Below are 23,247 nucleotides of genomic sequence, written 5' to 3' on the forward strand. Positions count from 1 at the left end.
AGAATCACCATGCGCCTAGCCGCACTCGCCGCCGGCCTGTTCTTGACCCTGACCGGGTTCGCTGCCGCCCAACCCTATGAATCGCCAGAAGCGCTGCTCGAAGCCTTTTACGAGCCCTATTTCAGTGGCGATTTTTACGAGGACGAGACCCAGTTCCGTTCCGAGGCGCTGCAGGCGCTCTACGACAATGACGCCGAAATCACCCCCGAAGGCGAAATGGGCGCCATCAGCTTTGATCCCTATATCGATGGTCAGGACTATGAGGTCACCGATCTGGTGATCGGCACGCCCGCCATGGATGGCGATGCGGCCACGGTGGAGGTCAGCTTCAAGAATTTCGGCCAGCGCCGCCGCCTCGTCTATGAGCTGGTGCTGGAAGACGGCTGGAAGATCGACGATGTGGTATCGACCAGCCCGGATAATCTCTATCGTCTGAGCGAGATTTTTGCCGAGGCGGCAGCGGCGTATTAGGCGGCATCCTTTCAGTCGACACCCTCCCCCTTGCGGGGAGGGATCAAGGGTGGGGGCGCGGGCGCTGAGCTTGCGGAGCCAAACCCCCACCCAGCTCGATCAAGGACTTAGCGCTGGGCTAAGTCCCTATCTCGCTGTCCCTTCCCGCAAGGGGAGGGTGACGCCGGTGGGTGGGCAGCCGTCCTAAACCGCCGCCGTCGCGCCCTTCAGCCAGTCCCGCACATTGCCCGTGACCTTGGGCCCGATCTCGGCCCACACCCGCTGGTGATAATCATCCAGCCACGCCCGCTCATCATTCGTCAGCAGTGCGGTGTCGATCAGGCGCTTGTCGATCGGGGCCAGGGTCAGGGTTTCAAACTCGAAATAGCCGGGGAATTCGGTGCTCTCGATCACGGTGATCAGGTTTTCGACGCGGATGCCGTATTCGCCGGTCTTGTAGTAGCCCGGCTCGTTGGAGATGACGTTGCCCGCTTCGAACGGGATGGTGTAACGCGGCGAAATCCCCACCGGGCCTTCATGTACGCCGAGATAGGCGCCGACGCCGTGGCCGGTGCCGTGATTATAGGTGACGCCCGCCTGCCAGAGAAACTGGCGCGCCAGAATATCGAGCTGGGCGCCGGTGGTGGCCTTGGGGAAGCGCGCCATGGAAATGGCGATCATGCCCTTGAGCACCCGGGTGTAGCGGTCGCGCTGTTCCGCGGTCGGGGTGCCGGTGGATAGGGTGCGGGTAATGTCGGTGGTGCCGGCCAGATATTGTGCGCCGCTATCCACCAGCATGAGTTCGCCGGGGTTGAGCCGGCGGTCGGTCTTGGTGGTCACCCGGTAGTGGACGATGGCGCCATTGGGGCCGGCGCCGGAAATCGTATCGAAGCTGGCGTCGACGCAGCTCTCGTCCTCGCGGCGGAAGGCCTCCAGGGCGGTGACGATGCCGATTTCAGTCAATTCGCCGCCCGGCGCCGTCGCATCGAACCAGGCGAGGAATTTGGCCATGGCCACCCCGTCCAAAACATGCGCTTCGCGCATGCCGGCCAGCTCGGCCGGGTTCTTGCGCGATTTCGGCAGCAAGACCGGGTCGCGCTTTTCGACCAGCGTTGCGCCGGCCTCGCTCAGCGCTGCTACGATGGCCTCGGGCGCGCTGGCAGGGTCGATCAGCACGGTCTTGCCGGCCTTGCCCAGCTTGGCCAGCGCGGCTGGCAGGGACGGGCTGCTGGCCAGCTTGGCCACGCCGTCCAGTGCGGTATGCACCGCATCGGTGATCTTGGCCGGGTCGAGATAAAGCGTCGGCTGGCCCTTTTGCGGCACGATGGCAAAGCCGAGCACGAAGGGGGTGTTAGGCACGTCGCGGCCGCGCATGTTGAACAGCCAGCAGATCGATTCCGGCAGCGTCAGCACGGTTGCGTCGGCATGGTCGGCGGCCAGTGCCGCCTGGATTTCGGAAATCTTGTCGGGGGCAGCCTGGCCGGCCCGGTTGTGGCCGAGAAATTCGATGGTCGAGACTGGGGGGGCCGGGCGGTCGGGCCAGACGGTGTCAACCAAATTGGGGCCGGGCACTAGTTTCGCCCGGCCCTCGAGCTTGGCGGCCAGGTCGCGGATTTCGCCGGGCGTATGCAGCCAGGGATCATAGGCAATGGTGCCGAGCTTGGGCACATAGTCGGCCACCTGGGGCGACAACCCGCCCAGCAGCCACTCATGAACGGTGAATTTAGCGGTATCGGTCTGGGCCGGAGCCTGCAGCGTATAGCGGCTATCGACGAACAAGCCGGCCTTCTTGGCGCCCACCATGGCCAGCCCGGCCGAACCGGTAAAGCCGGTAAGCCAGGCCAGTCGTGCTTCGCTGGCCGGCACCGATTCGCCACGATGCGCGTCAGCGCGGGGGATGAGGAAGCCATCCACCCCGGCCTGACTCATCGCTTCGCGCAATGCGGCAAGACGCGGAGCGACTGTCTTGCTGTCGGTTTTTTCCTCAAAGCTCTGGAAAATGGTGGCTGGAAAGCTCTTTGCGGTCATGAACGGATCGGTTCCTTGCGCCGGGCTGCGCCCCGGACATGGCTGTTGTGCGGCTTTGGGCATGGCATATCGCCCACTACCGCCTACCTTAGTCGCAGAACCAAGGAGAACGAAGATGGGCAAGGACAAGAATTTCGTAGCGCGGGCATTTGACGCGCTGATCGCCGGCCGCGAGCGCGAAGCACGCCTCTATGTCGAGCGCTTCGAGCGCAGCTACCCGCGCCTGAACAACAAATTTACCAAATAGTAACGGGACTTGCGGGGGACGCAGGGCTGGTCTGAGACAAAGGACCTAACCAAATCCTACCCGCCAGCCTAAACAGAGCATGACGGCGGCAACAGACTTCCGTCATCGCGTGCATGGAGACAGAAAATGACCGAGAGCAAGAACGATTTCCGCAAGGCCCTGGGCTCCGTCCTCGACGCCCGTGGTCGTGAATCGAACCGCCAGGTCAGCTATCGCATGCAGCACCAGCTGATCGGCGCGTTCACCAAGCGTCCGTAAGGATGCCGCAGGAATTGCTGACGACACTGTCGATCCCCGGAGCCCGCTTCGGGGATTTTGCTTTTTAGGCAGGGTGATCTGGGGATGGGCCCCGGCTCAAGGCCGGGGTGACACTGTGGGTGGAAAGGCGTCAGGGCCGTTCGAGGATCAGCGTCGACCATTCCTTGCGCTGCAACTGCTCGTTCAGCACCAGCCCTTCGCGCGTATAGGCATCGATGACGCCGGGGGCCTGATGCTCCAAGATACCGGACAGGATTACCGTCGCGCCGGGCTGGGCCACAGCGGCCATGGCCGGGGCCAGCGCCATTAGCGGGCCGGCCAGAATATTGGCCACGAGCAGATCATAAGGCGCATTTTTCTGGATTTCGGGGTGGTCGACGCCGGTCGCTTCCAGCGCGACGATCTGCGGACCGACACCGTTGTGGACGGCATTGTCGATGGTGGTGGTCACCGAAATTGGGTCGATATCGCTGGCGATCACCGTCAGCTGGGTCCGCTTGGCCAGCGCGATGGCGAGCACGCCGGTGCCGGTGCCGACGTCGATCATGCGCTGCGGCGAGCGGCGCTTGAGCACTTTGTCGATGGCTTCGAGGCACCCGGTGGTGGTTTCGTGGTGACCGGTGCCAAAGGCTTGTGCCGCATCGATTTTCATCGGGGTCAGCCCTTCGGGAATTGGCCCGGTTTCATGGCTGCCATAAACGTAAAAGCCACCCGCGATGACCGGTGCCAGGCCTTCCAGCGACTTGGCGACCCAGTTGATGTCGGGATCGATGGGGGCGACGGAAAATTCCACCACGCCGCCCAGGGTCTGCCGCGCCAGCTCAACAAAGGCATCTACATTGGGCGGGCTCTCGCAGGTTGCTTCGAAAAACCATTCCCCGGTCTCTTCATTCTCATGCGCCGAGGCGGTCAGCGCCAGATCGTCCCGCTCCATGACGGCATCGACCAGGGCATAGGCCTGATCCTTGGTGAGCGGGGCGGAGAGCTGGTCGACGGCCATGGGGAAATCCTCTGTTCAGCGCCTAGTTGCGATAAGTCCATCGCTAGGTCAATCTGACTTATCCCCGCATCGGCCGGGATGCGCCAGATTTGATGGAGGCAGGCAATGTTTGGATTGATGGGCAGGATGCTGGCACCGCCGGGCAAGCGCGAGGAATTGCTCGCGATCATGCTTGAGGGCAACGCGCCCATGCCGGGCTGCCGTAGCTATGTCATCGCTCGCGATCTGGTCAGCGCTGAGGGCATCTGGATCACCGAAGTTTGGGACAGCAAGGACAGCCACGCCGCATCGCTCAAGCTGCCGCAGGTGCAGGCCACTATCGCCAAGGCGCGGCCGCTCATTGCCGGCTTTGACCAGCAGATCGAAACCGAGCCGCTGGGCGGAATCGGGCTTATGCCTTCTTGATAAAACTCTCCAGCACCTTCTTGCGGCCGGCCTTTTCAAAATCGATGGTCAGCTTGTTGCCCTCGATATCGGCAATGGCGCCGTAGCCAAATTTGAGGTGGAACACCCGCTCGCCCATGCCGAAGGCCGAGCGGTCATTGCCCAGGTCAACCGAGCGGGCTACGAGATCGCCATCGATGGTCAGCGGGCCGCCGCCCTTGCGGCTGGCCTGTTGGGCGCGGGCGCGAGCCCAGCCGGGGGTTTCGTAGACACTCTCGAATGGGTCGGCCTTGTTGAAGCGGCTGCTGGCGCCGCCGCCATAGCCATAGCCGCCATAGCCATAGCCGCCATAGGATGAGCCGGTATCGGTGACTTCCACCGCATCGGCGGGGAGTTCATCGAGAAAGCGGGAAGGAATGGCCGATTGCCAAAGGCCGTGGATGCGGCGGTTTTGCGCGGCGGAGATGCGCACGCGCTTGCGGCCACGGGTGATGCCGACATAGGCGAGACGACGTTCCTCCTCGAGCCCAGCTCGGCCGCTTTCATCCATCGACCGCTGGCTGGGGAAGGTGCCTTCTTCCCAGCCGGGCAGGAAGACAGTGTTGAACTCAAGCCCCTTGGCGCCATGCAGGGTCATGATGGTGACGGCGTCGGCGGCATCGGCGTTATCGCGGTCCATGACCAGGGCGATGTGTTCGAGGAAGCCACCAAGGGTGTCGAATTCTCCCATGGCGCGGCTCAGTTCCTTGAGGTTTTCCTTGCGGCCCTCGGACTCAACGGATTTGTCGGCGCTGAGCATGTCGGTGTAGCCGCTCTCTTCGAGGATCTGCTCAACGAGTTCGAAAGGCTGCAACGTCGCGGTGCGGAACGCCCAGTCTTCGAACTGGCCTACCAGGCTACCCAAGGTCGTGCGCTGCTTGGACTTGAGTTCCTCGGTTTCGAGCAGCAGGCGGGTGGCTGCCAGCAGCGGCATGTTCTGGTGCCGCGCCGTCTCCATCAGCATTTTTAGCGTGGCGTCGCCTATGCCGCGCTTGGGAACATTGATGATGCGTTCGAAGGCAAGATCGTCGGCAGGTTGGGCGACGAGACGCAGATAGGCCAGAGCGTCCCGGATTTCCTTGCGCTCGTAAAAGCGCGGGCCGCCGATGACGCGGTAATTGAGGCCGAGGGTAATGAAGCGCTCTTCGAACTCGCGCATCTGAAAGGAGGCACGGACCAGAATTGCCATGGAGTTGAGGCTCTCGCCCCCGCGCTGATATTGTTCGATCTCTTCGCCGACCGTGCGCGCCTCTTCCTCGCTGTCCCAGACTTGGGTGACAGAGACTGGCTCGCCAGTTTCGCCCACATCGGTCTGCAGCGTCTTGCCGAGGCGGCTTTCGTTGAAGGCGATGATGTTGGAGGCGGCCTTGAGGATGTTCGAGGTCGAGCGGTAGTTGCGCTCGAGCTTTATGACCTTGGCGCCCGGAAAGTCCTTTTCGAAGCGCAGGATGTTGTCGACCTCGGCGCCACGCCAGCCATAGATCGACTGATCGTCGTCGCCCACGACGCAGATATTGGCTTCGCTGGCTGGTTTCCCCTGAGCCAGCAGGCGCAGCCAGAGATATTGGGCGACGTTGCTGTCCTGATATTCGTCCACCAGCATGTATTTGAACTTGCGATGGTACTCCGCCAGCACGTCCGGATTTTCCTTGAACAGCCGGATACACTCCAGCAGCAGGTCGCCAAAATCGGCGGCGTTCAGCGCTTTAAGCCGGGCCTGGTAGGCGGCGTAGAGCTTGCCGCCACGACCATTGGCATAGCTGCCGCTATCGGCCGGCGACACATCCTTTGGCAGCAGGCCCTTGTTCTTCCATCCATCCATCATTCCGGCGAACTGCTTGGCGGGCCAACGCTTCTCATCGATATTGTCGGCGACGAGCAACTGCTTGATCAGCCGGATTTGATCGTCGGTATCCACGATGGTGAAGGAGCTGGTCAGGCCCACCAGCCCGGCGTGCTGACGCAGGATGCGGGCGCCGATCGAGTGGAAGGTGCCCATCCAGGGCATGGCATCGAGCCGCGGCACGAGCTTTTCGATGCGCTCCTTCATTTCCCGGGCGGCCTTGTTGGTAAAGGTCACCGATAGGATCTGGCCTGGCCAGGCGCGGTTGGTATTGATGATGTGGGCGATGCGGGTGGTCAGTACCCGTGTTTTGCCGGTGCCGGCGCCGGCCAGCACAAGCAACGGGCCTTCGATGGACTCCACGGCATCGCGCTGTTCCTCATTGAGGCCGCTCAGATAGTCGGGCGCCTGGTTCCGTTTGAACTGGCTGGTAATCGACCCGGCAGCGGGGCGATCGAGTGGGTGAGCATCACCGGACATTGAGGGCCTTTCCATCGCGGCGTCCGGGGCAGGACGCACTGCGCGGGCATTGACGAATCTTATTTTGTTCTCGTTGGGCAATATAGGGATTGGCGGGTGCGGTGTATAGAACGCGGGCGCTGTCACCGATCCGTCATGGTGGCGTCATGGGACTGTCTCGTGCCCACCCTATGCGGAGCCTATTCCAACCGAGGCTCCATCATGTTCAAGCCAAAATACCTGGCCGCCATCACGGCGGCGTTGCTGGCCACGACCGGTACGGTCGCCGCTGCCGAGTATTTCAACCGCATTGCCAGCTTCCCGGTCGCACTGAATACGCCCGATGCCGAAGAGGGGGCCGAGAACTCGGCCGAAATCATCACCGCAACCGAAGACGGCATGACGCTGGTTTATTCCAATGCGCTGCTGGGTGGCATTGGCTTCATCGATATCACCGACCCGACCGCGCCCAAGCCGGCCGGCTTCGTGGCGCTGGATGGCGGCCCTACCTCGGTGGCGGTGATCGGCGGCAAGGCGCTGGTGACCTCGGACACCACGACAGACTTCACCGCCCCTACGGGTTATCTGGCGATCATCGACATTGCCACCAAGACCATCGAGGCGACCTGCGATCTGGGCGGCCAGCCCGACGCCATTGCCAAGAATTTCGACGCTTCGCTGATTGCCATTTCGATGGAAAACCAGCGCGACGAAGACCTCAATGACGGCGTGATCCCGCAACTGCCCAGCGGCAATATCACCTTCTTCGACGTGGCCGGCGGCAGCGTCGATTGCGGCACCATGCGGGTCACCGAACTGGCCGGTGTTGCTGATTTCGCCGGCGATGATGCCGAACCGGAATATACCGACTTCAACAGCCTCAACGAATTGGCGGTGACGCTGCAGGAAAACAACCACATCGTCATCCTCAATGGCGAAACCGGCAAAATCATCAGCGATTTCAGCGCCGGCAGTGTTGACCTGGACGGCATCGACGCCACCGAAGATGGTCGTCTGAGCTTCACCGAGAGCCAGCATGGCCGCAAGCGCGAGCCCGACGCAATCCAGTGGCTCGATAGTGACCGCGTCGTCATCGCCAATGAAGGCGACTACGAAGGCGGCTCGCGCGGTTTCACCATCTTCCACAAGGACGGCACCGAACTCTATGAGAGCGGGTCGTCGATGGAATATATCGCCGCCCAGCTCGGCCACTATCCGGAAGGCCGCTCGGACGCCAAAGGTGTCGAGCCCGAAGGCATGGAAGTGGGCAAGTTCGGCGACACCAACTTCATCTTCGTCAACCAGGAGCGTTCCTCGCTGGTGGCGATCTACAAGGACACCGGTGGCGAGCCCGAATATTGGCAGTCCGTGCCCTCGGGCATTGGCCCGGAAGGCGCCTTGGCCATTCCGTCGCGCAATCTCTATGTCACGGCCAACGAGACCGATCTGTCGCCCGACGGGCTGGCTGGTTCGCATGTGATGATCTTTGAACTCGCTGAAGGCGAGCCGGCCTATCCCCAGATCATGTCGGATCTCGATGCCGACGGTAAACCGATCGGCTGGGCCGCGTTGTCCGGCGCCGTGGGTGATGCCGAACAGTCGGGCATTCTCTATGCCGTCAGCGACAGCGCGTTCAGCGAAGCGGCGGTCTACACCATTGACGCGACGGCCAAGCCGGCCCGCATCGTCAAGAAGACCGTGGTTACCCGCAATGGCGTGCCGGCCCAGAAGCTCGACCTGGAAGGCATCACGCTGGACGGCGAAGGCGGTTTCTGGCTGGCTTCGGAAGGCGACACCGCCAAGTTGACGCCGCATGCGCTGTTCCACGTCAATGCGGATGGCGAGATCGAGGATGAGGTCGCTTTCCCGGCAGCGCTACTGGCCGGCGAGACCCGTTCGGGTTCGGAAGGCATTGCCAAAATTGGCGACACGCTGTGGATCGCCATTCAGCGCGAATGGAAGGATGATCCCAAGGGTCTGGTGAAGCTGGTTTCCTACAACACCGAAGCCAAAGAATGGGGCGCGGTGCATTATCCGCTCGAGGCGGCCGCCGAAGGCACCTGGGTCGGGCTCAGCGAAATCACCGTGCAGGGCGACTACGCCTACATCATCGAGCGCGACAACCAGATCGCCGACAATGCAGCCCTCAAGGCAATCTACCGCGTGCCGGTAAGCGAACTGGTCGCGGCCCCGCTGGGCGGCGAGTTGCCGACCGTCAGCAAGGAACTGGTGCGAGACCTGGTTCCCGACCTCAAGGCCAATAATGGCTATGTGGTCGACAAGGTGGAGAGTTTCGCTGTCGACGCCGCCGGCCATGGCTATGTCATCACCGACAATGATGGCGTGGACGACTCCTCGGGCGAGACCTTCTTCTGGTCGATCGGCGCGCTCTGATCCTGCCGAATTGCCATGGATGGCCGGGCGGCGACGCCCGGTCATCGCTATTTAATCGCCGCCGCCATTTCGTGTCGTGTATTCAAGGCAATGGCGGGGTTGCGCGGGGCGCGTGCTTGCCTACACTCTGCCGCGGGAAATCGGGTGGCCGCGTGCAGTGCTGAACCGCATCTACATCATTGTCGGAACGCTGGCGATCATCGTGCTCGCCGGGGCTTTCATCGTGCCGTACTTCATCCAATGGAGCGATTATCGCACCCGGATGGAGGAACTGGCGACCAGCGTGCTGGGCACGCCGGTGACGGTGCGCGGCGATATTGAGTTCACCCTGCTGCCGCAGCCGCGCCTGCTGTTTTCCAATGTGCTGGTGGGCTCGCCCGAGGAGCCGGCGGCGACCGTCGACAGCGTCGAAGCCGAATTCTCGCTGATGGATTTCCTGCGCGATAATTACAACGTCACCCGTCTGGTGCTGCGCCAGCCGGTGATCGATTTCACCATTGATGAAAGCGGCTTTTTCGGCAGCGGCGTTTCGGTGGTTGGCGGCAATGGCAGCGTCGGGTTGGGGCAGGCCAGCGTCGTCGGGGCCACCATTCGGCTGATGGATCGCCGCTCCGGCGAGACTTTTGTGGCCGACAAGGTCAGCGGCGAATTCAAGCTTGGCAATTTGAACGGCCCGTTCGCATTTCAGGGCACAGGCGCCTTTCGCGGCCAAAGCTATGGCCTGCGCTTCAACTCGGCGGCGGCAGATGCGAGTGGCAAGGCGCAGGTGTCGATGTTCGTGCAGCCGGTTTCGGCGGCGTTTTCGCTGTCTGCCGAAGGCACGCTGGCGCCCGGCATGGCGCCCAAATTTGACGGCGCCGTCACCTATCGCCAGAAGCCGCCGGCTACCACGGTGGCCACCGATATTCGCGGCGATCTGGTGCTGGAAAGCAAGGTCACCGGCTCGACCGACCGCATCGTGCTGTCCGGCTATACGCTGCGCCCCGACGAGAACCGCGCCGGCACGCGGCTGACCGGGGCGGCGAGCATTCAGCTGGGTGCAGCCCATAGTTTCGATGCGGTGATTTCGGGCGGCGTCTTCTCGCTGCCGCCGCGCGACGCCAAGGAAGATGCATCGACATTGCCCTATGAGGCGGTGCGGCTGCTGGCGGAACTGCCGGCGCCGATCATCCCGCCGATGGCGGGGCGGGTGGGTATCGATCTGGCTGAAGTGACCCTGCGCGGCTTCGCGCTGCGCAATGTGCGGATGGACGCCAGGACCGATGGCCGGGTCTGGCAGATCGAGCAGTTTATCGGCCAGTTGCCCGGCGATACAGAGCTGCGCGCCAGTGGCCAATTGACCAGCGAGAAGGAGCGCCCGGCCTTCCAGGGTCAGGTCTCGCTGAACAGTGCCCGGCTCGACGGGCTGGCGGCGCTGTGGCGCAAGCCGTCCGATGACAATCCACTGTTCAACCAGCCGGGCAGGCTGGATGGCAAGGTGATGCTGGCCGGGGACGCGCTGGGGCTTGTCGGCGGCGTGGTGACGCTGGCCGAGCGCAGCCATGGCGTCGAAATCCGGCTGGGGTTTGGCGAGGAAAAGCGCCTCGATCTGGTGGCGCATTTCGACGCGCTGGGCCGGCCGGGCAGCGCCATGCTGGCGGCGCTGCTGCCCAATGTTGCGGCCGAGCCATCCTTTGGCATCAGTTTTCCCTTTGGCAGCTTTTCGCTGACCGGCAAGGAAGCGCGCGTGCTGGGCTTCGACGGCAGGGAATTGGTGGCTGAGGGCCAGTGGCGCAACAACATGGTCAGCTTTTCGCGGCTGGCGGCCGAGGCATGGGGCGGCATCGGTCTTGATGCAAAGCTGACCGCCGGTGGCACCGCGGTGGCGCCGGACCTCTCGGGTTCGGGCACGCTGCGCATTGCCGTCGCTGATGCGCCGGCGCTGCTGGGGCTGTATGATCTGCTGGACATGCCGCAAAGCTGGCGCGATTTTCTGGCGCTGTCGGCGCCGGCGGATTTGACCGTCGATATCGGCGGCATATTCGACCGCGCGCAAACGGTGACCTTGGGCGGCAAGCTCGGCGCCAGCGATCTCAATCTGCGGGCTGAACTCGGCGGGGGCATTGGCGGCCTGATCACGGCGCCGCTCAGCATCATCGGGGCGCTGGAATCGACCGACATTGCCGGGCTGACCCGGCAGATCGGCTTTGGCGATACAGCGCTGTTTGGCGGCGATGGCTCGATGCTGGTCAGTCTCGGCTTCGAGGGCACGCCTCGCGACAGCCTCCAAACCAGCCTGACCGCCAGCCTGGGCGATGAGAGCGTCAGCTATGCCGGCACGCTGCTGGCGGCCGGCAATGGCGAAATTCAGGGCACCGGTCGGCTGGATATCGCGCTGGCCGATGCCGGCGGTCTGGCGCGGATTGTTGGCGCGCGCGGGCTGAGCCTGCCGATGGCCACGGGCACGGCGCAGTTGCATTTTGAAGGCAGCCGGTTGGCGCGGCTGACCGACATCACCGGAACTTCGGGCGACACCGGCTTTGCCGGCGAATTGTCACTGTCGCGCACTGGCACCACAGCCGCGGTGGCGGGCGATGTGGCGATTGATACCGTCTCTGTAGAGGGGCTGGCGGCGACGTTGTTTGGTCGGGCGGCGCTGGTGAGCGGTGGCGGGATATGGCCGGAAGGCCCGATTGCGCTGGGCGATCAGGCGCGCCAGACGCGTGGCACCGTGGCGGTGACGGCAGGGGCCGTTTCGGCTGGCGGCATCGAGCGGCTGGGCAAGACCAGTTTTGAATTGAGTTGGGACGAAACCAGGCTGCGGCTGGCGCGGTTTGAGGCGGTGGCCGGCGCGGGGCAGTTGGGCCTCGATATGGTGGTGTGCTGCGCTGGGCCGTTGGTGGACAAGACGGTCAGCGGCCGGATGACGATCACAGGCATGCCCGTCGACGCGCTGGCGCCTGCACCGGTCGGCACGATGCTCGATGGAGTGCTGGCCGGTGGCATGCGCTTTGAGGGCACCGGCGCCAGCATTGGCGAGGTGTTGGCAGTGGCCTCGGGCGAGGGCAATTTCACCCTGAGCGATTTTTCGGCCACGCAATTGTCGCCCAATGTGTTCCCTACCGTCGCCCGATTGACCGACGTGCTCAATATGGACGCCGACGCCATGGCGGCAATCATGGGGCTGGCGCTGGGGCAGGGGCCGTTCAATGCGCCCGCTGCCACCGGGGCCTTCACCATTGCCGGCGGCGTGGTCCGGCTGGCCAATTTCATTGTCGAGGGCGATGGTGCCGGGCTGGCCGGAAGTGTCAATCTGGCGCTGAATTCGCTCGGCCTCAATGGCAGTTTCGTCATGACGCCGCGCGGTTTTGAGGACGAAAATGGCCTGGTCGGGCCGGACACCTCGCGCATTATCACCCGGCTGGGCGGCACGTTGCCGGCACCGGAGGTGACGCTGGATCTGGGCGAGATGATCGGGGCTATTCTGGTCCGCGCCAACGAGCTTGAGGTTGATCGCCTCGAAATCCTGCGCGCCGAGGATGCCGAGCGGCAACGCGCCGCCGCCGAGGAGCGCAATCGGCTGATCGAGGAACAGCGGCGCAAGGCAGCTGAGGCCGCCGCAAAACTGGCCGCAGAGGAAGCCGCAAGATTGGCCGCCGAGGAAGAGGCAAGGCGGCTGGAGTAGGAACAATTGCAACTGCAGCGCCCGCCGCCTCCGACGCCGTTCAATCTGTCGGTCCAGCGCCCGCTGGACCTTGGACTCCAGCCGATGGGCCCATCCTCGGGAATGGGGCAGCCGCTGTTTTAGGGGGGAGAGGGTTGGTCGGCGATCAGGCTAAAGCCCGCCCGCTTCAATCTTGCTCTGATACCAACTTAACACCGCCAGCCGCGCGGCCGACGACAGATTATTGGTCTGCCGGTTTTCGTCGATGTGGCGGATCAGGCCGGCCATGGTCTGGGCCTGCTCGGCCGCCATGGCGTCGAGCGCGGCCCAGAATTCAGGCTCAAGCGCGATGGAGGTGCGGTGGCCGGCGATGGACAGGGAGCGCTTGTCCATCGGTGCAGGTCAGGGCTTCTTGCGGAAAGCGTCGAGGCTGACGACTTTTTCGCCGGCGTTTTCTTCGGTACCGCTGGGCGCGCTGGCGGTGGCTTCCAGCTCGGCGTCGGCGCCGGCTTCAACCGCAGCAGCGCCGGGCGCGGTTGCGGGATCGAACTGCAGGCCGAACTGCACGGACGGATCGAAGAAGCCTTTGACGGCTGAGAAGGGGATCACCAGCGTTTCGGGGATGCCGTCAAACGACAGGCCGACTTCAAAGCCGGTTTCGGAAACCCTCAGGTCCCAATACTGGTTCTGGATGACGATGGTCATTTCCTTGTCATACTGGCCGAGCAGTTTCTCGCTCAGGCGCACGCCAGGGGCGCGAGTGACGAAGGAAATGAAGAAGTGATGTTCACCGGGCAGTCCGGTTTTGGCAACCTCGGCCAGCACCTTGCGCACGACGCCGCGCAGGGCTTCCTGGGCGAGAATGTCGTATCGCATGTGATCTTCGGCCATGAGCAATCTTCCAGGTCGTAGGTTAGTCTTGGGCATCGAATCCCGAACGATCCATATCAGCCTCACGTTCCGCGAGAATTCAAGGATAAAGGCATCGAAAGGGAGGTTAGGTGCAGGCTTCTGTTGCCAGGTGCCTGCGGACCCCGCCTGTCGCCCGGCTAGGAGCGGAGGACTTAATTTCCCAATGCTAGCACTGCTTACGCAGCGAGAGCGACTGGAGCCTTATGGTTGTCATTTGCAACTATAAGTTTCGGACCGATAACGGTGGTACCTCACCGAGCAAAAGCACACCCTTTACGCCCTCGTCGATCCTGTTTCGCCCCCATTGGCTGCCCCGTTTCCGGGGAAGATGGTGGAGGCGCCGGGTACTGCCCCCGGGTCCGAAAGGTTTATTACGATGACAATTTATCGCCATAGCTCTTGCGAGCACTCCCTATATAGGCCGGACCGGGCGGGGCTGAAAGAGGGTATGGGCATTTTTGTGCCGGCTGCCGCTACGCGCTGATGCGATTGGCGCTTTTCCCACAGGTGTTCAACCGGGCTTAACGCCTGCTCGCCATGCTGTCACCCAACTGACAGGAGGGCCGGGGCATGGCGATATCGAGAACAGTCAGGCGTTGGCGCAACGGCACGCGGCGTGGCGCTACGGCCGGCTGGCCGCTGCTGCTGCTGGCCTTTGCCATCGGCGGCGGGGTGGGCGGAATCGCTTTGGGGGCGCTGCCTGGCCTCAATCTGTCCGATTGGTTGCTCGAGGCGCCCGCACCTAGGGCGTTGGTGGCGAACGTGCCGTCCCGGAGCTTCCCGATTTGCTCGGGCGGCGGCCGCATCAATTGCGTGGTCGACGGCGATACCTTCTGGCTCGATGGCACCAAGATCCGCATCGCCGATATCGATACGCCCGAAGTGGGCCAGCCGAGCTGCGCGGCCGAGAAGGCGCTCGGACAACGGGCTACGACACGGCTGCAGGAACTGTTGAATGCCGGGCCGTTCGACTTGCAGGCGGCCGATCGCGATGAAGACCGCTATGGCCGCAAGCTGCGGATCGTCGAGCGCCAAGGGCGGTCGCTGGGCGATACCCTGGTAGCCGAGGGACTGGCGCATCGCTGGGGTGGGCGCCAGCAAAACTGGTGCTGAATGCTCAGCCGTTCCAGGCCATGCACATATAGACGCCACCGGCCTCCAGCTCATCGAGCATCTGCGCCAGGTGTTTTTGCTTGGTGTCGTCGCGTCTGACCTTGTTGATCCACAGCAGATAATCGTTGCGCTGATAGGGCGGCCTCGCATCATATTGCTCGCGCAGGCCGCGCGCTTCCAGCGCCTCACGGACGAAATCGGGCATGTCCTGGCGCGGCCGCAACGGGCGCAGCACCGGGCTCATGGCAAGACGGCCTGCGCCTCGATCTCGATAAGGAAATCGGGGTTGGCGAGGCCGGCGACGCGCATGCCGGTCACGGTCGGCGGGTTGGTGCGCTGGCCCCACACCGCCATCCAGCTGCGAAACGCGGCCTGCAGATCCGCATCCTGATGGATGATGACAGTCACCTTCACCAGATCCTCCAGCCCCGCCCCGGCGGCGGCCAGCACCAGCTGCATATTGCTCAGCGCCTTTTGGGCTTGCGCGGCCACGTCACCCTTGCCGACAATCTGCCCATTGGCGTCGACAGCGTTCTGCCCGCCGATCAGCAACAGCCGCGCACCCGCCGGCAGGATGATGCCCTGCGAGAACACCGGGCTGCGGTACATTCCGGCAGGATTGAGATGTTCAATGCTCATGCTCGTCTCTCCTTGGTTTCGGGGCGATGCTAGACCGTCCTGCTGACACCGCCTGTCAGGACGCGATGGGGTATTCTATTACCTGAGGCGGCGGGGCGCTTTCCGTTTTCCGCTGCAAACAGAAAATCGGTGTAGGCTGACGATGACAAGCCAAGAGAAGCACTATGACCGACAATTCGACTGACAGATTGATCCACGCCGCCGAGCGGTTTCTGGGCAAGGGCGAGACAGCGCTGTCGAAGACAGAGCGGCAGGTGCTGCAGCAGGCGCTCAGCAAGAAGGCGCTGGCGCTCGATACCAGTGCGGTATTCGATGAGAAATCGACCTTTGGCCAGCGCCTGGCCGATGGGGTCGCCGCCTTTGGCGGGTCGTGGACCTTTCTCATCAGCTTTGGCGTGGTGCTGCTGGCCTGGGTGGGGTTCAACCTGCTGCTGACCCAGACGGCGCCTGACCCCTATCCGTTTATCTTTCTCAATCTGCTGCTGTCGATGCTGGCGGCGGTGCAGGCCCCGGTGATCATGATGAGCCAGAACCGGCAGGCGGCGAAGGACCGGCTGGTGACCGGCCATGATTATGAGTGCAATCTGAAGGCCGAAATCGAGATCATGGCGCTGCATGACAAGGTCGACCAGATGCGCAATGACGATCTCAAGCAGCTGATCGCCAAACAGCAGGAGCAGATCGACCTGCTATTGCGGATCGTGGAAACTCGGCTCGGCACGGGGGCAGCGCCGGGCGAATCGCACTAGGGTGAGGCCATGCAGCCCTATCTGAAACTTCTCGCCGACATTCTCGAAACCGGGACCGACAAGTCCGACCGTACCGGCACCGGCACGCGCTCGCTATTCGGCTACCAGATGCGCTTTGATCTCAGCCAGGGTTTTCCCCTGCTGACGACCAAGAAACTGCACCTCAAATCCATCGTCTATGAATTGCTGTGGTTCATCCGCGGCGAGACCAATGTGCGCTGGCTGCAGGAGCATGGCGTCAAGATCTGGGACGAGTGGGCCGACGAAAACGGCGATCTTGGGCCGGTCTATGGCAGCCAGTGGCGCAGCTGGCCGGCGCCGAATGGCCGCGAGATCGACCAGATCGCCAATGTCATTGAATCCATCAAAACCAAGCCGGATTCTCGGCGTCATATCGTGTCGGCGTGGAATCCCGCCGAAGTCGACGAGATGGCGCTGCCGCCCTGCCACTGCCTGTTCCAGTTCTATGTGGCCAATGGCAAATTGAGCTGCCAGCTTTACCAGCGCTCGGCCGATACGTTTCTCGGCGTGCCGTTCAACATCGCCTCCTATGCGCTGCTGACCCATATGGTGGCGCAGGTGACCGGGCTAGAGGTCGGCGATTTCGTCCATACCTTCGGCGACGTGCATCTCTACTCGAACCATTTCGAGCAGGCCCAGCTGCAACTATCGCGCGAGCCTCGGCCGCTGCCGACCCTCAAGATCAATCCGGCGGTGATGCGGCTGGAGGATTTCGTGTTCGAGGATTTCACCTTCGAGGGCTACGATCCGCATCCCCATATCAAGGCAGCGGTGGCGGTGTAAGCTCAGGTATCGGAGGAGAGTCTGCGGCACCTAGCAAGTTATTGAAACGACTTGATGATCTGGAGGCGGGCGATGAAGTCCATAGCAGTTTTGGGGCTGTCGCTGCTGGTCAGCGCGCCGGCGCTTGCCAACGATACCTCGGCCGTTTTGACCACCGGCGGGCTGGAGTTTATCAGCAGCCAGGACATCGTGATGGAGCGGGAAGACCTTTTCATCTCGCAGGACGAAATCCGCGTGGTCTATCAGTTCCGCAATAGCGGCGAGACCGACCAGGACATCCTGGTCGCCTTCCCGATGCCCGATATCGTGCCGAATTTCTTTTCGCCGGTGGCCTTTCCCAGCGGGCCCGACGACAATCTGTTCGAGTTCAAAACCACCTTCAACGGCACGCCGGTCGAGGCGACGCTGCATGAATATGCCTATGCGCATGGCGTCGACCGGACCAAGACCATCAAGCAACTCGGCCTGCCGCTGGTGCCGATCTCCGAACGGGCGAGCGACGCGACCGATGCGCTCGACGCCGAAACCCGCGACCGCCTGCTGCATCTGGGACTGCTGGTGCCGGATGCATATGATGCCGGGCAGGGCTGGGAAAAGCACTATTATCCGGCCTGGACCTATAAGGCGACCTACACTTGGGAAGGCCACTTTCCGGCCGGTAAAACGGTCACGGTGGAACACCGCTACAAGCCCAGCGTCGGCGGCACGGTGGGCGTCACCTTCCTCAGCGAGCCATTTGAGGGATACGACCCGGCGTCGGAATACCGGACCAAATACTGTACCGATGATGCCTTTGTCGCAGCGGTGCGCAAGACGCTGCCCAATCCAGATGAACCCTGGGGTGCGCCGTTTTACGAACACTGGATTTCCTACATCCTGACCACCGGCGGCAATTGGAGCGGTGGCAGCATCGGCACCTTCCGCCTGGTCATCGACAAGGGCAGCACCGACAATCTGGTGTCGTTCTGCGGCGATGGCATCAAGAAGATCGGCCCGACCAGCTTCGAAATGGTCAAGACCGATTTCTGGCCCGACAAGGAGCTGGATATTCTGATCCTCGAACGGCAGCCGCCGAACTGAGACGCCGTGAAAGGGCGCGATTTGACCGACCAACTTTCTATTCGCCCCGCCACCGAAGCCGATGCCGGGCTGATTATCCGCTTCATAGCCGCGCTGGCTGAATATGAAAAACTCAGCCACGAGGCCAAGGCGAGCGAGGCCGATATCGTCCGCGACCTGTTCGGCGCCGCGCCTAAGGTGTTTTGTGAGATCGCCGAATGGGAGGGTGAGCCGGTCGGCTTCACGCTCTGGTTCTATACCTATTCCACCTTTCAGGGGCGGCATGGCATCTGGCTGGAAGATCTGTTCGTCAGTCCGGAGTTGCGCGGCAAGGGTATCGGCAAGGCGCTGCTGGTCAATCTGGCCCAACGCTGCGTGGCCGAAGGGCTGGGGCGCTTTGAATGGTGGGTGCTCGACTGGAACGAGCCCTCCATCGAGTTCTACAAATCACAGGGCGGAATCATGCAGGACGAATGGACCAAGGTGCGCGTCGAAGGCGCTGAGTTGCTGCAGCTGGGAGCCGCGTGATGATCCGCATCGCCATGATCGCCGGCGTGGCGGAAAACGGGGTCATCGGCAGTGACCAGACCATTCCCTGGCGCGTGCCGTCCGACATGGCCTTCTTCAAGAGTGCGACGATGGGCAAGCCGATCGTCATGGGGCGCAAGCAATTTGAGACGGTGGGCCGCCCGCTGCCGGGCCGGGCCAATATCGTCATCACCCGCCAGCAGGACTATCAGCCCGAAGGCGTTCTGGTGGTGCACAGCATCGATGCAGCCATCGAGCAGGCGCGCCAGATCGCCGAGGTCGATGGTGTTGATGAGATCATGGTTATCGGTGGTGGCGAGCTATATGCCCAGCTGATGGACCGGGCCGACCGGCTCTATATCAGCCATATCGACCTGGCTCCGGCCGGCGATGTGGTGTTCCCGACCATTGCGCCCGAGCAATGGGTGGTAGTGGATCTGCCCGAGGTGACGCCGTCCCCCAAGGATGAAGCCACCTACCGGGTCAAAGTGTATGATCGCCGGACGGCCACTGCGCATTGATCGCGTGAGCCCCTTGCCTATATAAGTCCTCAACGCAGCGTATAACTGAAAGAGACATGATGCCGTGGGAGAATAACGGAGGCGGAGGTGGCCGCAATAATAATGGCGGCCCCTGGGGGCAAGCGCCCGGTGGCGGTGGTAGCGGTGGTCCGCGCCGCCCAGGTGGCGGCAATACGCCCAACCTCGAGGATATTCTCAATCGCGGTCGCGATCAGTTCAGCGGCGGCATTCCGGGTGGCCGGTGGGCTTTGGTCGGTGGGCTCCTCGCGCTGGTCGCCTTTTGGGGCCTCAACGCGATCTACACCGTCGATCCGCAGGAAGTCGGCGTCGAGTTGCGCTTCGGCGCGCCCAAGCCAGACCTGTCCATGCCGGGCCTGCATTTCCATCTCTGGCCCATCGAGACTGTGGAAAAGGTTGCCGTTACCGAAAACCAGACCCAGATCGGTGTTGCCAATACCAGCGCGTCGTCGAATTCACGCGCTGAAGGCCTGATGCTGTCGGGCGACCAGAACATCGTCAACGTGCAGTTCTCGGTGCTGTGGTCGGTCAATGACGCCGTGGCCTATCTGTTCAACGTGCGCGATCCCGAATCCATGGTGCGTTATGCCGCCGAAAGCGCGATGCGCGAAGTGGTTGGCCGCCGCCCGGCACAGGACATCTATAGCGATGACCGCCAGGGCATTGCCGGCGAGGTGTTCACCATCACGCAGGGGATTTTGGAAAGCTACGGCATGGGCGTGCAGGTCAGCCAGTTGCTGATCGAAAATGCCGGCCCGCCGGCCGAAGTTATCGACGCCTTTAACGAAGTGCAGCGTGCCCGTCAGGACGAGACCCGCCTGCAGGAAGAAGCGCGTTCCTATGCCAACACCCTGCTCGGCGATGCCCGTGGCCGGGCAGCGGCACTGCGCGAAGAAGGGGCCGCCTACACCAACCGCGTGGTGCAGGAAGCAACCGGTGAATCCGAGCGCTTCAACGCCATCTATGCCGAATATGTCAACGCCCCCGAAGTGACCCGCAAGCGCCTGTTCCTTGAAACCATGGAACAGGTTATCGGCAACTCGGAAAAAGTGCTGGTCGAGACCGGAGCCGGCGGGCAGGGGGTGATCCCCTATCTGCCACTGCCTGAACTGCGCCCCGGCGCCAATACCAGCACGACGGGGAACTAAGTCATGAACAATCGTCTGATCATTCTTGGCGTTGTCATTCTGGGCGCCCTCTACGTCTTCTTCTCCACCATCTACGTGGTCAACGAGCGCGAGCAGGCTATCGTCATGCGCTTCGGCCAGATTACCGATGTGCGCACCGAGCCGGGGATCTACTTCAAGATCCCGACCGATATCGTCGACAGCGTGCAGATCGTCGAAGATCGCCTGCTGCGCTACGACATCGCCAATATGCGCGTGCAGGTCTCCGGCAACGCCTTCTATCAGGTGGACGCTTTCCTCACCTACCGCATCTCCAACCCGCGCCTGTTCCGTGAACGCGCTCTGGGTCAGCTGTCGGTGGCCGAGGATCGTATCGGCACTCGTTTCGATTCGGCCCTGCGTCAGGTCTATGGTCTGCGCGAGTTCAATGCCGCTTTGTCCGAACAGCGCCCGCAGATGATGGCTGAAGCCCGCGACCTGATCCGCCCGGATCTGGAAGAGCTTGGCATCACTGTCGTTGACGTGCGTATCCTGCGCACCGATCTGGAAGCCGACGTGTCGGCGACCACCTTTGAGCGGATGAGGGCCGAACGCCTTGCCGAAGCCGCGCTGCTGCGTGCTCGTGGCCAGGAACAGGCCCAGAGCCTGCGCGCCATCGCCGACCGTCAGGCCGTCGAAATCGTCGCCGCTGCCACCCGTGACGCGGAAATTATCCGTGGTACGGGCGATGCGGAACGCAACCGGCTGTTTGCTGCCGCCTATGGTCAGGATCAGGAATTCTTCGAGTTCTATCGCTCGATGGAAGCCTATCGTACCGCGCTGGTGAATACCGGCACGACCATGCTGCTATCGCCCGAAAGCGAGTTCTTCCGCTATTTCGGTTCTAATGGCGAAATGCCGGCCGCCAACACTAATCTGGCGACGCCGATCCAGCCCACGGCCGCGCCGATCACGGCACCAGCCAGCAGCGGGCCGGCACTGGATGGCTTGGGCATCGAGGAGAGCACCATCCCTAGCATCACGCTGGAAGATGGCTCGGAGCTGACCCCGACGATTGGCACCGAAGTTCCGGCGCCTGCCGAGGCACCCGCTGCCGTAGCGCAGTAGGTTTTAGGCTCGCAAATGAAAAGGCCGGCGCTGAGCGCCGGCCTTTTTTGTTGTCGCTGTCGAGCTTTAGCGGACGATATCGTCCTCGTTGAAACCCTGCAGATAGAGCAGGGCGGTCAAATCGCCGTGGTCGATGCGGATGCCGGCCTGGGCGGCAACGGCGGGCTTGGCATGCAGGGCGACGCCGAAGCCAGCGATGGCGATCATGTCGAGGTCGTTGGCGCCGTCGCCAACGGCGATGGTCTGGCTCAGCGGCAGGTTGCGCTCGGCTGCCAGGGCGGTCAGGCGGTCGCGCTTGGTGGCCTTGTCGACGATGGGCTTGCTGACCGTGCCAGTGAGGCGGTCGCCGTCAAATTCGAGAGTGTTGGCAATGGCTTCGTGGAAGCCGATACGCTTGGCGAAATAGTCGGCAAAGAAGGTGAAGCCGCCCGAAACCAGCGAGGTATAGGCGCCATATTCCTTCATGGTCTGGATCAAAGCGCGGCCACCCGGCGCCAGCGTGATATGCTCCCGGCGGACTTCCTCAATGACGTGTCTTTCCAAGCCTTTAAGCAGGGCGACGCGGGTGTCGAGGGCCTGGCCGAAATCGAGCTCGCCGCGCATGGCGCGGTCGGTGATTTCGGCGACCTGGTCCTTGATGCCGAGGGCGGCGGCGAGTTCGTCGATGCATTCCTCGTTGATCATGGTGGAATCCATGTCGGCGACGAGGATCTGCTTGCGGCGGTTTTCGCTCGGCACCAGGGCGGCGTCGACCCGCTGCGTGCCGATGACTTCGCGCGCGATGGCGAGGGCGTCGGTTGACTTCGGGTCGATGATCTCGCAGGCAATAGAGTGGTTTAGCCAGTTCAGCTCACCGCCCGTCTGCTGTATGACGGCGGCGGCCAGAGCCGGATCAAGTTCGGAATCGGTGGGGTTGGCGATGAGGCAAAGGACGGGCATGGGGTCTTTTCATAGGAGGAAAAATTGACAGCCCGCAGGCGCGCCGTTTTGATAGCGGGTCCGACTGCCAGCGGCAAGTCGGCGCTGGCGTTGGCCATGGCGCGGGAGCGGGATGGCGTGATCGTCAATGCCGACTCGATGCAGATTTACGATACGTTGCAAGTGGTTACGGCGCGGCCGAGTGATGCGGAGACGGCGCAGGCGGAGCATCGCCTCTATGGCAGCGTACCAGCAGCACAGCGGTTTTCGACTGGACAATGGCTGCAGGCGGTTGGGGCCGTTATCGAGCAGGTTGATCCGGCGCGGCCCTTGATTTTCGTGGGTGGGACCGGGCTGTATTTCGATGCGTTGCTCAATGGCTTTGCCGATGTGCCGGCGGTTCCGGCAGCGGTGACGCTGCAAGTTCAACAAGAGATTCAAGCGCTTGATGCCGAGCAACGGCTGGCGCTGCTGGAGCGGGAGGACCCGGCGGCGGCGGCGCGGCTCAAGGTGGTGGACCCGCAGCGGCTGATCCGGGCGCTGGCGGTCAAGCGCCATACGGGTCGAAAACTGTCGGATTTCCAGCAAGCAAGCGCTGCCAGCATGCTGGCAGATTTCTTGCTGGAAAAGCTGATTTTGGACCCGGAGCGGGATGTACTGCGGCAGCGCATCGCGATGCGGTTTGAGCAGATGTTTGACGGTGGGGCGGTGGCGGAGGTGGAAGCGCTTCGCGCGCTCGATCTCGACCCGGCATTACCGGTGATGAAAGCGATTGGGGTGCGCGAAATCGGCGACTGGCTCGATGGGGTTTTGCGCCGGGACGAGGCGATTGGGTTGGCGACGATTGCCACCCAGCAATATGCGAAAAGGCAGCGGACGTGGTTTCGCAATCGGTTTGCGGATTGGCCGCGGCGGGGGAGCTGAAACGCGGGTTCGTCTAATCTCGCCGTTGGTGGGTGGGTGTCGCTTTCACTGACACGGGGTGTGTGGATCCCACGACACCCCCA

At 62.7% G+C, this 23,247-nt stretch carries 23 protein-coding genes and 1 other RNA gene; 15 read left to right on the forward strand and 9 right to left on the reverse strand.

The features are described 5' to 3' along the window. The first annotated feature begins 9 nt into the window (after positions 1-9). A complete protein-coding gene (locus tag ACX3OW_RS06535) occupies positions 10-471 on the forward strand; it encodes a YqhG/Tai3 family protein (protein WP_459094953.1) in 462 nt (153 codons plus the stop codon). 183 nt (positions 472-654) lie between these two features. On the opposite strand, the gene ACX3OW_RS06540 is transcribed toward ACX3OW_RS06535, so the two are convergent. After that, on the reverse strand, positions 655-2,478 hold the full coding sequence (locus tag ACX3OW_RS06540; protein ID WP_459094954.1) for an aminopeptidase P family protein: 1,824 nt from the start codon (positions 2,476-2,478) through the stop codon (positions 655-657). A gap of 115 nt (positions 2,479-2,593) precedes the next feature. Between ACX3OW_RS06540 and ACX3OW_RS06545 the strand changes: the two genes are divergently transcribed. Both ACX3OW_RS06545 and ACX3OW_RS06550 read left to right on the forward strand, forming a co-directional pair. After that, on the forward strand, positions 2,594-2,725 hold the full coding sequence (locus ACX3OW_RS06545) for a hypothetical protein (RefSeq protein WP_459094955.1): 132 nt from the start codon (positions 2,594-2,596) through the stop codon (positions 2,723-2,725). 126 nt (positions 2,726-2,851) lie between these two features. After that, positions 2,852-2,983, forward strand: coding sequence for a hypothetical protein (locus ACX3OW_RS06550; RefSeq protein WP_459094956.1), 132 nt, complete (start codon positions 2,852-2,854; stop codon positions 2,981-2,983). Positions 2,984-3,113: 130 nt separating this feature from the next. Here the strand turns inward: ACX3OW_RS06550 and ACX3OW_RS06555 are convergent, their stop codons facing one another. Then, positions 3,114-3,983, reverse strand: coding sequence for a 50S ribosomal protein L11 methyltransferase (locus ACX3OW_RS06555; RefSeq protein ID WP_459094957.1), 870 nt, complete (start codon positions 3,981-3,983; stop codon positions 3,114-3,116). A 105-nt stretch (positions 3,984-4,088) separates the two neighbouring features. Between ACX3OW_RS06555 and ACX3OW_RS06560 the strand changes: the two genes are divergently transcribed. After that, positions 4,089-4,388 carry a putative quinol monooxygenase gene (locus ACX3OW_RS06560; RefSeq protein WP_459094958.1) on the forward strand — a complete coding sequence of 100 codons (300 nt, stop codon included), beginning with the start codon at positions 4,089-4,091 and terminating at the stop codon, positions 4,386-4,388. Here ACX3OW_RS06560 and ACX3OW_RS06565 read toward each other — a convergent pair. Next, entirely contained in the window at positions 4,375-6,729 is a 2,355-nt protein-coding gene (locus ACX3OW_RS06565) for an ATP-dependent helicase (RefSeq protein WP_459094959.1), read from the reverse strand. The two genes, ACX3OW_RS06560 and ACX3OW_RS06565, sit on opposite strands and share 14 nt — an antisense overlap. Before the next feature lie 201 nt (positions 6,730-6,930). On the opposite strand from ACX3OW_RS06565, the gene ACX3OW_RS06570 reads away from it, so the two are divergent. Both ACX3OW_RS06570 and ACX3OW_RS06575 read left to right on the forward strand, forming a co-directional pair. Further along, entirely contained in the window at positions 6,931-9,102 is a 2,172-nt protein-coding gene (locus ACX3OW_RS06570) for an esterase-like activity of phytase family protein (RefSeq protein WP_459094960.1), read from the forward strand. 157 nt (positions 9,103-9,259) lie between these two features. Beyond that, positions 9,260-12,766 (forward strand): AsmA family protein, encoded by a 3,507-nt coding sequence (locus ACX3OW_RS06575; RefSeq protein WP_459094961.1) that lies wholly within the window; start codon positions 9,260-9,262, stop codon positions 12,764-12,766. A 150-nt stretch (positions 12,767-12,916) separates the two neighbouring features. On the opposite strand, the gene ACX3OW_RS06580 is transcribed toward ACX3OW_RS06575, so the two are convergent. The 3 genes from ACX3OW_RS06580 to ssrA all read right to left on the reverse strand — a co-directional run bounded on the left by ACX3OW_RS06580 (position 12,917) and on the right by ssrA (position 14,103). Then, positions 12,917-13,138, reverse strand: a complete 222-nt coding sequence (locus ACX3OW_RS06580; protein ID WP_459094962.1) for a ribbon-helix-helix domain-containing protein — start codon at positions 13,136-13,138, stop codon at positions 12,917-12,919. 9 nt (positions 13,139-13,147) lie between these two features. Further along, a complete protein-coding gene (locus tag ACX3OW_RS06585; protein ID WP_459094963.1) occupies positions 13,148-13,636 on the reverse strand; it encodes an SspB family protein in 489 nt (162 codons plus the stop codon). A 109-nt stretch (positions 13,637-13,745) separates the two neighbouring features. Continuing rightward, positions 13,746-14,103: a transfer-messenger RNA gene (gene ssrA / locus ACX3OW_RS06590) on the reverse strand. A gap of 124 nt (positions 14,104-14,227) precedes the next feature. Between ssrA and ACX3OW_RS06595 the strand changes: the two genes are divergently transcribed. Further along, the gene (locus ACX3OW_RS06595; protein WP_459094964.1) at positions 14,228-14,770 is read left to right on the forward strand and encodes a thermonuclease family protein; all 543 of its coding nucleotides are present in this window, start codon (positions 14,228-14,230) and stop codon (positions 14,768-14,770) included. A 4-nt stretch (positions 14,771-14,774) separates the two neighbouring features. On the opposite strand, the gene ACX3OW_RS06600 is transcribed toward ACX3OW_RS06595, so the two are convergent. Both ACX3OW_RS06600 and ACX3OW_RS06605 read right to left on the reverse strand, forming a co-directional pair. Beyond that, entirely contained in the window at positions 14,775-15,014 is a 240-nt protein-coding gene (locus ACX3OW_RS06600) for a YdeI/OmpD-associated family protein (RefSeq protein WP_459094965.1), read from the reverse strand. After that, the gene (locus ACX3OW_RS06605) at positions 15,011-15,409 is read right to left on the reverse strand and encodes a RidA family protein (RefSeq protein ID WP_459094966.1); all 399 of its coding nucleotides are present in this window, start codon (positions 15,407-15,409) and stop codon (positions 15,011-15,013) included. The genes ACX3OW_RS06600 and ACX3OW_RS06605 overlap by 4 nt, the downstream gene beginning before the upstream one ends. Positions 15,410-15,573: 164 nt before the next feature. Between ACX3OW_RS06605 and ACX3OW_RS06610 the strand changes: the two genes are divergently transcribed. The 7 genes from ACX3OW_RS06610 to hflC all read left to right on the forward strand — a co-directional run bounded on the left by ACX3OW_RS06610 (position 15,574) and on the right by hflC (position 21,322). Continuing rightward, the gene (locus ACX3OW_RS06610) at positions 15,574-16,158 is read left to right on the forward strand and encodes a DUF1003 domain-containing protein (RefSeq protein WP_459094967.1); all 585 of its coding nucleotides are present in this window, start codon (positions 15,574-15,576) and stop codon (positions 16,156-16,158) included. A gap of 9 nt (positions 16,159-16,167) precedes the next feature. After that, entirely contained in the window at positions 16,168-16,962 is a 795-nt protein-coding gene (locus ACX3OW_RS06615) for a thymidylate synthase (RefSeq protein ID WP_459094968.1), read from the forward strand. A 72-nt stretch (positions 16,963-17,034) separates the two neighbouring features. Further along, positions 17,035-18,042 (forward strand): DUF4424 domain-containing protein, encoded by a 1,008-nt coding sequence (locus ACX3OW_RS06620; protein ID WP_459094969.1) that lies wholly within the window; start codon positions 17,035-17,037, stop codon positions 18,040-18,042. Positions 18,043-18,063: 21 nt separating this feature from the next. Then, on the forward strand, positions 18,064-18,549 hold the full coding sequence (locus ACX3OW_RS06625) for a GNAT family N-acetyltransferase (RefSeq protein ID WP_459094970.1): 486 nt from the start codon (positions 18,064-18,066) through the stop codon (positions 18,547-18,549). Further along, positions 18,549-19,070 carry a dihydrofolate reductase gene (locus ACX3OW_RS06630; RefSeq protein ID WP_459094971.1) on the forward strand — a complete coding sequence of 174 codons (522 nt, stop codon included), beginning with the start codon at positions 18,549-18,551 and terminating at the stop codon, positions 19,068-19,070. Before ACX3OW_RS06625 ends, ACX3OW_RS06630 begins: the two co-directional genes overlap by 1 nt. Before the next feature lie 59 nt (positions 19,071-19,129). Continuing rightward, positions 19,130-20,236: an FtsH protease activity modulator HflK gene (gene hflK / locus ACX3OW_RS06635; protein ID WP_459095464.1), complete on the forward strand. Its 1,107-nt coding sequence runs from the start codon at positions 19,130-19,132 to the stop codon at positions 20,234-20,236. 3 nt (positions 20,237-20,239) lie between these two features. Beyond that, on the forward strand, positions 20,240-21,322 hold the full coding sequence (gene hflC, locus ACX3OW_RS06640; RefSeq protein WP_459094972.1) for a protease modulator HflC: 1,083 nt from the start codon (positions 20,240-20,242) through the stop codon (positions 21,320-21,322). A 66-nt stretch (positions 21,323-21,388) separates the two neighbouring features. Here the strand turns inward: hflC and serB are convergent, their stop codons facing one another. Further along, entirely contained in the window at positions 21,389-22,261 is an 873-nt protein-coding gene (serB, locus tag ACX3OW_RS06645; protein WP_459094973.1) for a phosphoserine phosphatase SerB, read from the reverse strand. Between the two features lie 24 nt (positions 22,262-22,285). Here serB and miaA point away from each other — a divergent pair, with 24 nt between their 5' ends. Continuing rightward, positions 22,286-23,164 carry a tRNA (adenosine(37)-N6)-dimethylallyltransferase MiaA gene (gene miaA / locus ACX3OW_RS06650; RefSeq protein ID WP_459094974.1) on the forward strand — a complete coding sequence of 293 codons (879 nt, stop codon included), beginning with the start codon at positions 22,286-22,288 and terminating at the stop codon, positions 23,162-23,164. Positions 23,165-23,247 lie beyond the last annotated feature (83 nt).

This window comes from Devosia sp. A449 (assembly GCF_054489375.1).